Genomic DNA, 13,786 nt, shown 5'->3' with positions numbered 1-13,786 from the left:
CTGGTGAGTATTGACACGAGTGCGCTCGACATCATCGACGTCGATGATCTCGAAGACGAGGTGCCCACAACTCCTGTGGTCGGCGACACGGAAGACTGACCTCCCGCTGCTAAGTGGTCGTGACGACGCCGATTTCGAAGGGACGGTCGCGCAACGTCGCCACCAACGGCCGTCGGCAGGTGCCGACCTCCGTCCGAATGCGCTGACACCTGGATCTCACTTGTAGTTACATGTATGATTAGTTGTAATTACAGGCTGGACCAGCGAGACGACGTCGTCGAGGAGAATTGTGCCCGAATATCTGACACCCCCAGTGTCGCCTTTTGCGATTGCCTTTGACGCAGAGCGGCTGACGCTATCGCCCGAAGGGCCCACGCTGACTCGCCGCATGTCTGATCTCGAGGGATTGTTTCTCGACCAGAGTGCGTGGGCGGAGTCGGCCGCTGGTGACAACCCTGTTGTCTACACGGTGACCAGTTCACCTGTACCGGAGATCAACCGCGAGCTGCCGCAGTCGATCACCACGATCTTTCCCGGGGCGACCGCGGGCGAGCTCTGGATGACCAAGGGGCATCAGCATCCAGACCATCAGGGTGAGATCTACCTCGCCCTAAAGGGCCGTGGTGGGCTTCTTATGTTCGATGGTGAACGTGTCGAATGGCTCGACATGACACCGGGAACGATTGGCTACATTCCACCGGGCTGGGCTCACCGCTCAGTCAACACCGGCGACGAACCGTACGCATTCCTCGCTGTGTATCCCGGCGGCGCGGGCCACGACTATGGCTGGGTGCTCACTCACGGCATGGGATCGCGCGCCTACCTCGACGCCAGTGGATCCGTCGACCTGCGTCCGTACGCGGGCTGAGCTCCATGCTGATCGCACACGATCTGGGCACCACAGGCAACAAAGCCTCGCTGCACCAGGATGACGGGCGCCTGGTCGCGTCGGTCACTGTCGGCTATCCGGCGCACTTTGCATCGGGCGGCATTGCCGAGCAGAACCCAGAGGACTGGTGGCAAGCTGTTGTTTCGGCGACCAGGCAGCTTCTGCTGAAGGCGGCCGTCGACGCGCGATCCATCACCGGACTCGTCGTGGGCGGGCAGATGATGGGCACCGTGCTGCTCGACGGTGCAGGGACGCCTGTGCGCCCTGCGATCATCTGGGCCGACACCCGTTCCGGTGCTCAAGTTCGTGAGTTGGCAGCATCCCTCGGAGAAACTCACGCGTACGACCTGCTTGGCCACCGTCTCAACGAGACCTACTCGATCGAGAAGATCATGTGGGTGCGTGATCATGAGCCGGAGGTGTGGTCTCGCGTGCGCAAGTTCTGCGTCGCGAAGGACTACATCGTGATGCGGCTGACGGGCAGACTCGCGACCGATCGCTCCGATGCATCAGGCACCAACGCTTACGACCAGCTCACCGGCAAGTGGTCGTCTGAGGTGCTTGCGGCAGCGAGACTTGACCCCGATCTGTTCCCCGAGATCCTTGACTCGGTGACAGTTGTCGGTTCGCTCACCGCTGAGGCCGCGAACGCGCTCGGTCTTGGGCGAGACGCGCGCATCGTCATGGGGGGCGGCGACGGTCCGATGGCCGCCGTGGGCTCCGGAATTGTTGCACCATCGGACGGTGCATACGTCTGCCTGGGGACGTCCTCTTGGATCTCATTCGCGAGCGAAGCCCCGCTGCGTGACCCGCAGATGCGCACATTCACCTTTGACAATGTCGTACCTGGAAGTTACGTTCCCACGGCGACCATGCAGGCGGGTGGCGCATCGGTCCAATGGATCGCGGAAGCTCTCTCGCCCGACTCGTCACATCCTGAAACCGGTCGGCTCACCGCAGAAGCTGGCGACGATCTCGATACTCGAGGCCTCTACTTCCTTCCGTATCTGCTCGGCGAACGCTCCCCGCACTGGGATCCTGATGCGCGTGGCGCGTTCGTAGGCATCGGCCGCCACCACACGCGCTCACACCTAGTGCGCGCGGTCCTAGAAGGTGTCGCATTCAATTTGCGGCTGTGTCTGAACGCATTTGGCGCAGCGGGCGCGACGATCGATCGAGTTGACGCGGTCGGTGGCGGCGCGCAAAGTGACGTCTGGTTGCAAATTCTGGCTGATGTCTGGGGCGTACCGGTGCGGCGCCGCACGGTTGGCGAAGAGGCGAACAGCTTGGGCGCGGCAGTGACCGCGGCTGTCGGGCTCGACCTCACTGACTTCTCTGCGGCGCGTTCGCTCAGCGAGGTAACGGCGGAGTTCACGCCCGACCCGACGCGGCACTCTGACTATTCCTCGCGCGCCCCGCGATTTGACAGTGCGTACACGGCGCTCGCGCCATGGTTCGCGGACGGAGAAGCCTGATGTCTGTTGTCTTGGTGACAAGCCGCTCGTTCAGCGACGGCGATGTCGATTTGATGAGCCGCGCTGCCGAAGCCGGCCACGAAATCATCCGTGGTCCATCCCACCATGATCTTGTGTCGCTCGCACCGCTGCTTCAAACGGCAGATGCCTGGGTAGCGGGAACGGGACCAGTGACCGCGCGACACCTTGATTTGTCGCCGCGCCTCAAAGTGATCGCGCGCTATGGCGTGGGTACTGAGGCTGTGGATGTGGATGCTGCAACTCGTCGAGGTATCGCTGTGACGAACACTCCCGGGGCGAACAGCGAGGCGGTGGCAGATCACGCGGTCGGCTTGATGCTCACCACCCTGCGAAGCATCGTCGATGGAGACCGGCGGGTGCGCCAAGGCGACTGGTCGGTGCGCCGAGGGCGTGAGCTCGGCGCGTTGAATGTCGGCATTCTCGGGTTTGGCAGGATCGGACAAGGCGTCGCTCGCCGACTTGCCGGCTTCGGTTCTACTGTGATGGCATTCGACCCGTTCATGCCGGCGCCGCGGATTGCCGAGCTCGGCGCGAAACCAGCTTCAATAGAGGAGCTCTTTCATGCCGCAGACGTGATCACATTGCACGCGCCTGGGGGACAGGTGCTTGTCACCGCCGAACGACTCTCGTGGTTGCGTCCCGGCGCGCTCATCGTGAACACCGCCCGCGCCGATCTCGTCGATGAAGATGCAGTGGCAACCGCCCTGCGCGAGGGAACGCTCGCCGGCTATGCGGCCGATGTGCTGAACGGCGATACCGCGGGCAGCGACAGCCCACTGTTGGCAGCAGACATCTCAGGCAATGTGGTCGTGACCCCGCATCTCGCCGCTCAGACCACTCAAGCGGTAGACAACATGGGTTCGATGGCCCTCGACAACGCCTTTGCGGTACTCGCTGGCGAGGTGCCTCTGCACCCCGTCAACGCGGTGCGCTGACGGCATCCCACTCGATCGATGAACAGGAACTGCCAATGACTACTCTCGCCGACCACGCAGGCGACCGCCTTTCTGCTGCACGCAGAGCTGGAGTGCTCGCTGTGTTGCGTGCGCCGAGCTCCGCCGCTGCCCTCGATGCCATCGACGCACTCGTGCGCGGCGGAATCACGGGCATCGAGGTAACCTACTCGACGCCCGACGCCGCGGAGGTCATTGCGGCAGCGAAGGCGAGGCACGGAGAGTCTGCCTATGTCGGTGCGGGTACCGTGACCACCGGAGCGCAGGCCCGCGAAGCTGCGGATGCCGGGGCTGCCTTTTTAGTCAGTCCCGGCACGCTGGCGGACTTGGCGGGCGAGATGCGCGCGACCGGGGTTGTCACGATGACCGGCGCGCTGACTCCGAGCGAGGTGATGACGGCACAACAACTAGAAGTTGACGTCATCAAGATATTTCCGGCGTCTCTTGGCGGCCCGGCATACCTCGGCGCTCTGCGAGGGCCGTTCCCCACAGCGAATCTGATGCCCACCGGGGGAGTAACCCCCGAAAATCTTGCGGCATGGTTCTCAGCCGGTGCTGTGGCGGTCGGAGCCGGCGGCGATTTGGTGCCAGCCAAAGCGCTCGCGACGAGTGATTTTGCAGAAATCGAGCGGCGCGCGGTGCTGTTCGCAGCGGCTCTTCGCGCTGTGCAGGCGGACGGGAACGTGTCGTGACTGAATCGTCCTTTGGCTACATGGGCTTTGTCGGAGTCAGCACTGGATCGTCGTCGATCATGCAGGTGTTTCCGCGTTGGGCAGATGTGCTGGGGCTGCCGACCCGCACGCTGGTAGGCCATGACCTGCCGGTCGATGCGAGCCCGGCCAGCTATGTTGCCCTTCTCGAGCAGATCCGTGACGACCCGCACCATCGTGGCGCGCTGATCACCACGCACAAGATGAATGTGTTCGCCGCTGCATCCGAGCTCTTCGACGAGCTTGACCCGTTTGCAGTGTCGTGTGCAGAGATCTCGAGCGTCTCAAAACGCGGCGATGCCCTCATCGGGCGGGCCAAGGATCCTCTTACCGTCGCGCTTGCGCTTGGTGATTTCCTTCCTGAAGACTACTTCTCGCGTTCTGGTGCCGAGGTGCTGATTCTTGGGGCCGGTGGCTCAGGAACGGCGCTGAGCTGGGCACTCGCCGAGCGAACGGATCGCTCCTCGCATGTCGTCGTGACTGCTCCGAATCAAGCGAGCCTTGATCACCTCCGGCAGGTGCACCGCCAGCATCGCACCCCCGACGATCTGATCGAATATGTGCTCGTGGATTCAGCTCAAGCTACGGCAGCGGTGCTGGCGAGAATGCCGCAGGGCTCGCTCGTCGTCAACGCAACCGGCCTCGGCAAAGATCGCCCCGGTTCGCCGTTGGCCGATGACGCGCTGTTTCCTCTCGACGCGTACGTCTGGGAGTTCAACTACCGCGGCACCCTGGAGTTCTTGCACCAGGCGCGGGCACAGGCCGATGAGCGCGGTCTGCACGTGGTTGACGGGTGGCGCTATTTCATCCACGGCTGGTCGCAGGTGGTGGCCGACGTATTCGACCTTGAACTGACGCCGGCGATCGTCGAGCAGTTGGCGGATGCAGCGGAGTTCGCTCGACAGTAGGCTCGCAGGGCGCGACGAAGGGGACACCATGATCCGTACAGTGCTGGGCGACATTCCCGCCGATCGTCTCGGGGCGACCAACTATCACGAGCACCTCTTCCAAATCTCGCCGCTGTTGCCCGGGGACGAGCTCGACGACGAGGACGCTTCCCAAGCCGAAGTTTCCCTATTGCGGGCGAGCGGATTCGACGCCATGGTCGACGCAACGCCGATCGGTCTGGGGCGTCGCCCCGCGGCGGCAGCGCGCATCAGTCAGCACACGGGAATCCAGGTTGTGGCGACGACTGGACGACACCGTGAGGCTCACTATGCCCACGACCACTGGGTGCGGGCGTGGGATGACGGTGCACTACTCGCGCGGTTCGTGGATGACATTGAGCGATCGATGCCCGCAGTTGACGGGCCGCAACACGGCGGAACCGCACCGACGCCCGAAGTAGGCCCGGTGCGAGCCGGCATGCTCAAAGCAGGTGTCGACTACTGGCGAATCTCGTCATTCGAGCGACAGACACTTGAGGCAGTTGCGGGCGCTTGTGCGAGCACGGGCGTCGCTGTCATGGTGCACCTGGAGTTCTGCACGGCAGCGCACGAGGTTCTCGATATCCTCGAGCGGGCGGGCGCACCCGCGCACCGTGTGGTGCTCGCACACGCGGATCGCGATCCCGATCCCGGCTTGCACGTCGATCTGGCGGCTCGTGGCGCCTATCTGGGTTACGACGGTTTCGCTCGGCCACGCACCCGCGGTGACGCGGAACTGCTGAATCTCACGGCGGCTGTTGTTGAAGCGGGCGCCGGCAATCGCATCGTTCTCGGCGGAGATGTGGCGCGTCGAAGCCGCTACATCTCGTATGGCGGAATGCCGGGCCTCGGCTACTTGGGGGAGCGGTACCTGCCCCGCCTGCGGGGTCTGATCGGCGCTGCAGCTGTGGAGCGGATGCTGGTCGAGAATGCCGCACGCCTGCTCGACATTCCGCGCTGAGAGCGTGCGCTGAACGACCGGTTAGTTTTCTCGTCGCCTGCGACAATACGCGAAGGGCGCCACCCACAATGTGGATGGCGCCCTTTTCGAGAGGATACGGCTCAGTCGTAGAGAACCGCAGCGATCTCGGGGTCGTCGATGTTGTTGGCGTCGTACCAGTACGAGCCAGTGTCGTAGAAGTCCTCGACAGCCTCGCCGTTGGCGAGGTTGTACGCGGCCTCAACAACCGACTTTCCAATACCGATCGGGTCCTGCGTGATCGCGCCCGCCATGGTGCCATCCTTGATCGCGTTGATCTGGGCTGCACCCGAGTCGAACCCGATGATGGTCAGCTCACCAGGCTCGAGGCCAAGCTCGTTGGCGGCGTTGACGACACCGATGGCCGAACCTTCGTTGGTGCCGTAGAGACCAGCCAGGTTGGGGTTGGCGGCAATCATGGCCTTCGCAATGTCAGCCGACTTCAGGTGGTCGCCGTCACCGTACTGGATGTCGACGATCTCGATGTCGGGGTACTCCGATTCGATGCGCTCGACGAAGCCGTCGCGGCGCTCGATTCCGGTCGAGTTGATCTGCGAGTGACCGACAATCGCGACCTCGCCCGAACCGCCGATCAGCTCTGCCATGTGGTCTGCTGCCAGCGCACCGGCGACCATGCTGTCGGTGGCCGAGAGGCTCGAACCGTATTCGCTGTTGCAGGGGGCGTCGAACTGTGCAATCGGGATGCCTGCGGCTTCCGCGCTCTCGTAGAGAGGAACGCATGCCTCGGGGTCGAGTGCGGCGTAGCCGATGGCTGCGGGCTCCTTGTCGATTGCGGTCTGCAACATCTGCAGCTGCGCGTCAACTTCGGTCTCAGACGCGGGGCCTTCGAAAGTGATCGTGATTCCGAGCTCGTCGGCCTTTTCTTCGGCTCCGGTCTTCACCGCCTGCCAGAACTGGTGCTGAAAGCCCTTCGAGACGAGAGCAATGTACATCTCATCGTCGCTGCTACCACTGTCAGTCGCTGTGTCGCTGGCGTCGCTTGAGCAGCCAGCGAACACGAGTGCCGCGACGGCGGCGGTTGCCGCGATCCCAGCTTTTCTGCCGTACTTCATGGAAACTCCATTGTTTGTATGTCCAGCCCTAAAGCCGGAGTGATGCGGACATTTTCGGTGTTGTGCCTAGCGGAAGGGATCCGCGAGCTCGACCAGAAGGTCGATTGGTCGGCAACGGGCACGGGCGCCGCTGACCAAGTATTTGGCTATGTCGATGAGCGGTTTCGCAGGGAGTCGAAGAACACCGCGATCAAGATCACGATTCCGACGACGACGTTCTGCCATTCGGTCTGGATCGACATGATGCGCAAACCGTTGATGAGCACGCTCATGATCAAGGCGCCGATGACGGTACCGAGAATCGAGCCTCGACCGCCGAGCAGCGAGGTGCCGCCGATGATCACCGCGGCGATCGCCTGCAGTTCGTATCCGACGCCGAGTTGGGGCTGAGCCGAGTCCAAGCGAGCCGCGAGGACGACGCCAGCGACACCCGTGAATGCACCCGCGAACATGTAGATGAAGATCTTCCACCGTCGCGTGTTGACACCGGAGAGTCGCGTGGCTTCTTCGTTCGAGCCGATGGCGAAGGTGTAGCGGCCGAGCAGGGTCTTGTTCAGAACCAGATAGGCGACGATTGCCAGCGCAATCGTGATGAGCACTGCGTTGGGCAGGCCCGGGATCAAGGTTCCCAGTGCGATGTCCTTGAAGTTCGGCGCAGCGCTTGAGAAGTAGATCGGACGAACACCCGAGATCACAAGGGCGAGGCCCTGGGCGATCATCATCATCGCGAGCGTCGCGATGAACGGCGGTAGTCGAAGGAACGTTACGTTCACGCCGTTGACGAGACCCATCAGCACACCGGTCGCGATGCCGCCGAGCACCCCGATCCACACCGGAAGGCCCATGTTCGCGATGAACACACCCGTCATGACCGCAGCCAGGGTCATTCCTGTTCCGATGGACAGGTCAATCCCGCCTGTGATGATGACGAAAGTCGTGCCTAGAGCAAGGATGCCGATAACAGCGGTTGCGAGCAGGATGCCCGAGATGTTGCTCCAGGTGAAGAAGTTGTTGCCGAAGACAGAGAAGAACACAACGAGGACGATGAGCGTCCCGAATGCGAGTGACTGCTGGGCCTGGCGCTTCAGAAAAGCACCGAAACCGCCGTTTCCCTTCTCTTCAACCGCGGTCTGGATGACGGTCGTCGTCGTCGGGCCGGGCGTTGTGGGGGTGGTCATTCGTCTACCTCCGCGTGTGCTGCGTACTGCATGATCTTCTCCTGGCTGGCTTCTTCGTTGCGCAGCACCCCAGTGATCTGACCGTTCGCCATCACGACAATGCGATTGGCGACGCGGAGGATTTCGGGGAGCTCCGATGAAATGACGATGATGGACTTTCCTGATGCCGCGAGCTCACGCATCAGGCGGTAGATCTCTTCTTTGGCGCCGATGTCGATGCCACGCGTTGGCTCATCGAAGATGAGAACATCGCAGTCACGCAACAGCCACTTCGCGATGACGACCTTCTGTTGGTTGCCTCCGGAGAGCAGCTTGACGATCTGGTTGACAGACGGCGTCTTTACGCGCAATGTACGCACGTAGTCTTTCGCCTGCGATTTCGCTTTTCCGTCCTGCATCCAGCCGATGCTGTTGGCGTAGGTGCCCAGTGAAGCGAGAACAGTGTTGAACGTGACGTCTTGCTCAAGCATCAGCCCGAGCAGCTTGCGGTCTTCGCTCAGGTAGCCGATTCCGAGTTTCACCGCGTCGGCGGGCTGCTTGATTCGTACGGCCTTGCCGGCCACCGAGATCGTGCCGCCCTCGCGAGGGTCGGCGCCAATGATCGCTCGTGCAGTCTCGGTGCGCCCCGCGCCCATCAGCCCGGCGAAGCCGAGAATTTCTCCGCGGTGCAATTGAAAGCTGACGTCTTTGAGCAGGCTCTTGGTGCTGAGACCGTTCACGTCGAGCACGATGGGATCATCCGCGTGCTCGCGCGCCGTCGGCCGGGCACCTTCATCGATTTTGCGACCGACCATCATCTCGATGATCTTGGGGACGGAGATCTCACTCTTCTCGAGAGACCCGATGTATGTGCCGTCTCGAAGCACGGAGACACGGTCGGCGAGCCGGCGCAGCTCATCCATTCGGTGCGAGATGTAGACGATGCCGGTGCCGCGGGACTTCAGCTGTTCGATGAGCTCGAACAGGATCTCGGTTTCACTGTCGGTCAAAGCCGAGGTTGGCTCGTCCATGATGAGCACCTTGGCGTCGAACGAGAGCGCCTTCGCGATTTCGACCATCTGCTGCTTGGCGACGGTGAGCTCGCTCACGAGCTGTCGCGGATTCAGGTCGATCTCGAGCGCGTTCAGCAGCTCGGTCGCCTTCTTGTTGAGCTTGCGCTCGGACAGAAAAGGACCGACCGTCGGCTCACGCCCGACATAGATGTTCTGTGCAACCGTGAGATCGGGCATCATGTTCATCTCTTGATGAATGATGGTGATGCCGAGGTGCTGTGCTTGCAGCGGGCTGGTGAGTTCGACTTCGGCGCCCTCGAAGGTGATCGTGCCTTCGTCTTTTGTGTAGATCCCCGAGAGAATCTTCATCAGCGTCGACTTGCCAGCGCCATTCTCGCCCACCAGCACGAGCACTTCGCCAGAGTGCACTTCAAGGTCAACGTCCTTCAGCGCTTGCACGCCGGGGAAGCCTTTGCTGATCCCGTGCACTTTGAGGATGGGGTCGGTCACTCGGTCACCTCTTCGTTGAAGGTCTTGTAGAAGACGGGTGCCACTTCCCTGAGTGGGGATCGGCTTAGACATCCTACCAATTGATCAGCGTTTAGCAACGCTGCGTAAGTTGTATCTAAATGTATCTAACCACAGCGGTAGATGGAAGAGCTGTAATAACATCTTGGTCACAGATGATGCACGAAGGTCGTGCTCAACAAGGAGAATCATGCTCATCGGCGCGCACGCACTCGTTTTTTCCGGCAGTTTCGACGAGGCCGGACTGCGAGCTTCTATTGAAGGAACAAAGGCCGCGGGGTTCGACCTCATCGAGATCCCCCTGATGGACCCCGGCCAATTTGATTCCGCGCTGGCCGGGCGAATGTTGCGAGACAACGACCTTGCGGTCACGGCTTCATTGGGTCTGACCGACGCCACAGACCTGTCCAGTGAAAACCCCGCCGTGGTGGCTGCGGGCGAGGAGATGTTGGAGGTGTGCCTCGATCACGTGGCGACGATGGGCGGCGAAGTGCTGTGCGGCGTCATCTACTCGGCTATGCGCAAGTTCATGGCGCCAGCCAGTGCGAAGGGCGTGGCCAACAGCCAAGCAGCTATCGCACGACTGGCAGCCAAAGCTCGCGACCGCGGGATCAGGCTCTCGCTCGAGGTTGTGAACCGCTATGAGTCGAACGTCTTCAACACCGGTCGAGGAGGACTTCGCTACCTGGACGAGGTGGGTTCTGACAACGTTTCGCTGCACCTGGACACGTACCACATGAACATTGAGGAGTCGGATCTGTGGCAACCCGTACTGGACGCGGGTGAGCGGCTCGGATACGTTCACATCGGTGAGAGCCATCGTGGCTATCTGGGAACGGGCAGTGTCGACTTTGACTCGTTCTTCCGTGCTCTCGATCGTGCGGGGTACGACGGTCCCGTCGTATTCGAGTCCTTCTCCTCAGCGGTCGTGAGCGCCGAACTCAGCAATACGCTCGGCATCTGGCGAAACCTCTGGCAGGATTCCGACGACTTGGCCGCGCACGCAAACCGCTTCATTCGCGACGGACTCCACGCCGTCAGCACGATTGCGCTCCACTGACGTGGGCGGGTGCCGCTGAGGCGGCACCCGCCCAAGCACTAGTCGGAGATGCGTGCGATGGCCGCTTCGAAGTCAGCTGCTGACGAGTCGCTGATGTCGTCGGCGAGCATTGCTTTGATGACCTCTGGCGCAGCCGTGAAGTACGAAACACCGTGGTGGCGAAGTTCGACGAGGTCGGCGGGGGAGCGCAGGCTTGCTGCCAGCACTTCGGTCTGAGATCCCGCACACACCGCCTGCATTTCAGCGATCAGCGCCGTGCCGTCGCGCCCGCTGTCACGCAGCCTGCCCAGATAGGGAGCGATGTAGTGAGCTCCGTAGGCGCTCGCGGCAAGGGCCTGCGCAACGGAATAGACGGCTGTGACCAAGACGGTCGCGCCGCTTGACACGAGTTCTCGAGACGCGGTGAAGCCGGCGCGCGTAGCGGGAACCTTGACTGCGACTTTGTCGCCGAGGCCCACAATCTTCTCAGCGTTTCGCAGCAGTGTGGCGGGGTCTTCGCCCCAGGTTTGGAAGAACACCTCTTGCGCGCCCTGCTCAACCCAGCGCGCATAGAGGTCAGGGATCTCGGCGACGCGGCGGCCGCCTCGCTCGAGGATCGTCGGGTTGGTCGTCACTCCGTGCACGAGAGAATCGGTGAGAAGCTCACGCACCTGATCGAGATCGGCGCTGTCGACATAGAGGCGGGGAGCGGCAGTCATTGCAGCCACCTTTCTTCGGACCCGTCGTTACAGGTCGGGCTCGGCTAATGTAATGACAGGTAGACAGAGAAGTCAAAGACCCGGAGGTCACATGCTCACCCCGCACACCGCGAATCGCACCGGCGTTGTCGTCGTCGGAAGCGTTACCGCGGACCTGACTACATTCTCGCAGCGGCTTCCCGCGCGGGGCGAGACGATACACGGCGACGATTTCACGCTCGTCCTCGGCGGAAAAGGCGCGAACCAGGTGCTCGCCGCCGCGCTCGCCGGGGCGCACGCGAGCTTCGTGGCCTGCGTGGGCAGCGATCTCTTCCACGACATGATCATCGACGGACTGACGGCTGCGGGGGTGGATATCACCCACGTGCGCGCTGTGGCCGGGCCGACCGGAATCGCTCATATCAGGGTGGACTCATCTGCCCAGAACGACATCGTGATGGTGCCGTTGGCGAATTCGGCACTCAGTGTCGAGCAAGTGGATGCTGCGCTGAACGATCTTTCTTCCACGGCGAGTGTGCTGCTGACCCAGCTCGAGATTCCCGTGCCGCTGGCGATGCAGGCGATCCGCAAGGCGCGAGCCAAGGATATGACTGTGGTGCTTGACCCGGCTCCGGCGGTGGAATTGCCCGACGATATCTGGAGCCTGATCGACCTCGTGACGCCGAACGAAACGGAGGCGTCGATCCTCACTGGACAGCAGGTGACCGACCTCGAATCAGCCGAAGCCGCTGGGCGCTGGTTTCTTGAGCGGGGAGCGAAGGCCGCCCTCATCACCCTTGCGGGCGCGGGGGCCGTGTTGGTCGACGCAGACGGCACGCAGACGTTCGCCCCTTTCCTGGTCACACCTGTAGACACCACCGCGGCGGGCGACGCTTTCGCCGGGTACCTGGGAGCAGCTTTGGCAGAGGGCTCGTCCGTGTCTCACGCGATTCAGCGCGCGAGTGCAGCGGGCGCACTCGCCGTGACGGTGCGTGGTGCATCGCCGAGCTTGCCCAGCAAGCAGCAGGTCGATGACTTTCTCGCGGAGCGCATCGACGAGCAGGTTGTTGCATCATGAGAAGCACCCAGACAACGATCAACCCAGCGCTGTCTCGCGTGATCAGCGAGACCGGCCACACCGATCTGATCGTCGTTACCGATGCTGGCCTGCCGATTCCCTCGGGCGCAGAGCGCATCGACCTGGCTTATCGCCCTGGATCGCCACCCTTCTTCGACGTCCTCGACACGGTTCTTGCCGAACTCGTGGTTGAGGGTGCGACCGTTTCTGAGGAGGTGGCCGCGCGCAGCCCTGAAGTGCTCGCGGCTCTGCGCGAACGGTTCGTCGATGCCGACTTCGAAATCGAATTGATCCCCCATGAGGAGTTCAAGAAGCGCACTCATTCTGCTCGTGCCTTCGTGCGCTCGGGCGAGTTCACGCCGTTTGCGAACGTCATCCTCCATGCCGGTGTGGCTTACTGACATGGCCGCCGCGGATTACCTCGCCTCTGCGAGCATCGACCGGCAGTCGGCCGCGCCGATGTATGACCAGCTGCGTCACCTGATCATCGAAGGTATCGGTCGCGAAGAGCTGCTGCCCGGAGATCAGCTTCCTGGTGAGCATCACCTGTGCGAACAGTATGGAATCTCGCGCACGGTTGTGAGGCAGGCGCTGGCACAGCTCGAGCACGAAGGCGTGTTGGAAAGGGTGAAGGGCAAAGGCACGTTCATCGCTCGGCCGAAGACGAGCGAGGCGCTCGTGCACACGCTTGTCGGGCTCTACGACGATGTTGAACGCCGCGGCGGCCACGTCTACAGCGAGGTTCTGCGCCACGAAGTCGAGACGGTCGACGCGGAAGCTGCCGAGGCGCTCGCCGTCGATGCCGGTGATGAGGCGGTCGTTTTGGAGCGGTTGCGCTTCGTCGATGGTGAACCCTGGTCGCTGTCTACGACGTGGATGCCAACAAGAGTGGGCGAACTCACCCTCGCCGTTGACATGTCTCATGCTTCGCTCTATCGCGAGCTGCGAGAGCGCGGCGTGGTGGCCACGCACGGTACACGATCGGCCGAAGCCACGGTCGCGTCACACGATCAAGCGAACCTCTTGGGAGTGTCGGCGGGATCCGCGCTGCTGCGACTTCGAAGCACCAGTTGGGACGCTGACAACCGGCCGATCGAGTTCTTTGTCGCCTATCACCGCGGCGATCGGTCACGCTTCGAGTTCGAGTTGCGTGCCGACGAGTCGCGAGCGTCGTTGCTTCATGTCACCAGTGAGGGCTCGGCATCTCGCGCCGGTACCTCGCGGGCCGCGTCCTGACGTGATCGACG

The 13,786-nt window shown here is 62.4% G+C and carries 14 protein-coding genes; 10 read left to right on the top strand and 4 right to left on the bottom strand.

The features are described from left to right. Positions 1-289: 289 nt before the first annotated feature. Genes WDU96_RS10365 through WDU96_RS10340 form a run of 6 tightly spaced genes read left to right on the top strand, consistent with a single transcriptional unit; the run spans position 290 to position 5,935 of the window. The gene (locus WDU96_RS10365; RefSeq protein WP_337338397.1) at positions 290-868 is read left to right on the top strand and encodes a glucose-6-phosphate isomerase family protein; all 579 of its coding nucleotides are present in this window, start codon (positions 290-292) and stop codon (positions 866-868) included. Between the two features lie 5 nt (positions 869-873). Continuing rightward, positions 874-2,364 (top strand): xylulokinase, encoded by a 1,491-nt coding sequence (gene xylB / locus WDU96_RS10360; RefSeq protein ID WP_337338396.1) that lies wholly within the window; start codon positions 874-876, stop codon positions 2,362-2,364. Continuing rightward, positions 2,364-3,320 carry an NAD(P)-dependent oxidoreductase gene (locus tag WDU96_RS10355; protein WP_337338395.1) on the top strand — a complete coding sequence of 319 codons (957 nt, stop codon included), beginning with the start codon at positions 2,364-2,366 and terminating at the stop codon, positions 3,318-3,320. The genes xylB and WDU96_RS10355 overlap by 1 nt, the downstream gene beginning before the upstream one ends. 35 nt (positions 3,321-3,355) lie before the next feature. Next, a complete protein-coding gene (locus WDU96_RS10350; protein ID WP_337338394.1) occupies positions 3,356-4,030 on the top strand; it encodes a bifunctional 4-hydroxy-2-oxoglutarate aldolase/2-dehydro-3-deoxy-phosphogluconate aldolase in 675 nt (224 codons plus the stop codon). Then, positions 4,027-4,956 carry a shikimate dehydrogenase family protein gene (locus tag WDU96_RS10345; protein ID WP_337338393.1) on the top strand — a complete coding sequence of 310 codons (930 nt, stop codon included), beginning with the start codon at positions 4,027-4,029 and terminating at the stop codon, positions 4,954-4,956. The genes WDU96_RS10350 and WDU96_RS10345 overlap by 4 nt, the downstream gene beginning before the upstream one ends. 28 nt (positions 4,957-4,984) lie before the next feature. Beyond that, positions 4,985-5,935, top strand: a complete 951-nt coding sequence (locus WDU96_RS10340; protein ID WP_337338392.1) for a phosphotriesterase family protein — start codon at positions 4,985-4,987, stop codon at positions 5,933-5,935. 101 nt (positions 5,936-6,036) lie between these two features. Here the strand turns inward: WDU96_RS10340 and WDU96_RS10335 are convergent, their stop codons facing one another. From WDU96_RS10335 to WDU96_RS10325, 3 genes are all read right to left on the bottom strand, one after another. Then, a complete protein-coding gene (locus WDU96_RS10335; protein ID WP_337338391.1) occupies positions 6,037-7,026 on the bottom strand; it encodes an ABC transporter substrate-binding protein in 990 nt (329 codons plus the stop codon). 146 nt (positions 7,027-7,172) lie between these two features. Next, positions 7,173-8,204, bottom strand: a complete 1,032-nt coding sequence (locus tag WDU96_RS10330; RefSeq protein WP_337338390.1) for an ABC transporter permease — start codon at positions 8,202-8,204, stop codon at positions 7,173-7,175. Then, entirely contained in the window at positions 8,201-9,706 is a 1,506-nt protein-coding gene (locus WDU96_RS10325) for a sugar ABC transporter ATP-binding protein (protein ID WP_337338389.1), read from the bottom strand. Before WDU96_RS10325 ends, WDU96_RS10330 begins: the two co-directional genes overlap by 4 nt. A 208-nt stretch (positions 9,707-9,914) precedes the next feature. Between WDU96_RS10325 and WDU96_RS10320 the strand changes: the two genes are divergently transcribed. Next, complete coding sequence (locus WDU96_RS10320) at positions 9,915-10,784, top strand: sugar phosphate isomerase/epimerase family protein (RefSeq protein WP_337338388.1); 870 nt, start codon at positions 9,915-9,917, stop codon at positions 10,782-10,784. Positions 10,785-10,822: 38 nt separating this feature from the next. Here the strand turns inward: WDU96_RS10320 and WDU96_RS10315 are convergent, their stop codons facing one another. Beyond that, positions 10,823-11,482 carry a transaldolase family protein gene (locus tag WDU96_RS10315; RefSeq protein ID WP_337338387.1) on the bottom strand — a complete coding sequence of 220 codons (660 nt, stop codon included), beginning with the start codon at positions 11,480-11,482 and terminating at the stop codon, positions 10,823-10,825. A 91-nt stretch (positions 11,483-11,573) separates the two neighbouring features. On the opposite strand from WDU96_RS10315, the gene WDU96_RS10310 reads away from it, so the two are divergent. The 3 genes from WDU96_RS10310 to WDU96_RS10300 are packed head-to-tail and all read left to right on the top strand — an operon-like array spanning position 11,574 to position 13,775. Continuing rightward, a complete protein-coding gene (locus tag WDU96_RS10310) occupies positions 11,574-12,539 on the top strand; it encodes a ribokinase (protein ID WP_337338386.1) in 966 nt (321 codons plus the stop codon). Beyond that, positions 12,536-12,940, top strand: coding sequence for a D-ribose pyranase (gene rbsD, locus WDU96_RS10305; RefSeq protein WP_337338385.1), 405 nt, complete (start codon positions 12,536-12,538; stop codon positions 12,938-12,940). Before WDU96_RS10310 ends, rbsD begins: the two co-directional genes overlap by 4 nt. A 1-nt stretch (position 12,941) precedes the next feature. Further along, positions 12,942-13,775: a GntR family transcriptional regulator gene (locus WDU96_RS10300; RefSeq protein ID WP_337338384.1), complete on the top strand. Its 834-nt coding sequence runs from the start codon at positions 12,942-12,944 to the stop codon at positions 13,773-13,775. Positions 13,776-13,786 lie beyond the last annotated feature (11 nt).

Origin of the sequence: Microbacterium marmarense (genome assembly GCF_037204165.1) — a bacterium.
Classification (GTDB): Bacteria; Actinomycetota; Actinomycetes; order Actinomycetales; family Microbacteriaceae; genus Microbacterium; species Microbacterium marmarense.
This window is presented reverse-complemented; position numbering and strand designations above follow the sequence as displayed.

Coding starts and splice junctions, on each gene's coding strand:
- xylB (WP_337338396.1), top strand. CDS start 874: ATGCTGATCGCACACGATCTGGGCACCACAGGCAACAAAGCCTCGCTG.
- WDU96_RS10355 (WP_337338395.1), top strand. CDS start 2,364: ATGTCTGTTGTCTTGGTGACAAGCCGCTCGTTCAGCGACGGCGATGTC.
- WDU96_RS10350 (WP_337338394.1), top strand. CDS start 3,356: ATGACTACTCTCGCCGACCACGCAGGCGACCGCCTTTCTGCTGCACGC.
- WDU96_RS10340 (WP_337338392.1), top strand. CDS start 4,985: ATGATCCGTACAGTGCTGGGCGACATTCCCGCCGATCGTCTCGGGGCG.
- WDU96_RS10335 (WP_337338391.1), bottom strand. CDS start 7,026: ATGAAGTACGGCAGAAAAGCTGGGATCGCGGCAACCGCCGCCGTCGCG.
- WDU96_RS10330 (WP_337338390.1), bottom strand. CDS start 8,204: ATGACCACCCCCACAACGCCCGGCCCGACGACGACGACCGTCATCCAG.
- WDU96_RS10320 (WP_337338388.1), top strand. CDS start 9,915: ATGCTCATCGGCGCGCACGCACTCGTTTTTTCCGGCAGTTTCGACGAG.
- WDU96_RS10315 (WP_337338387.1), bottom strand. CDS start 11,482: ATGACTGCCGCTCCCCGCCTCTATGTCGACAGCGCCGATCTCGATCAG.
- WDU96_RS10310 (WP_337338386.1), top strand. CDS start 11,574: ATGCTCACCCCGCACACCGCGAATCGCACCGGCGTTGTCGTCGTCGGA.
- rbsD (WP_337338385.1), top strand. CDS start 12,536: ATGAGAAGCACCCAGACAACGATCAACCCAGCGCTGTCTCGCGTGATC.
- WDU96_RS10300 (WP_337338384.1), top strand. CDS start 12,942: ATGGCCGCCGCGGATTACCTCGCCTCTGCGAGCATCGACCGGCAGTCG.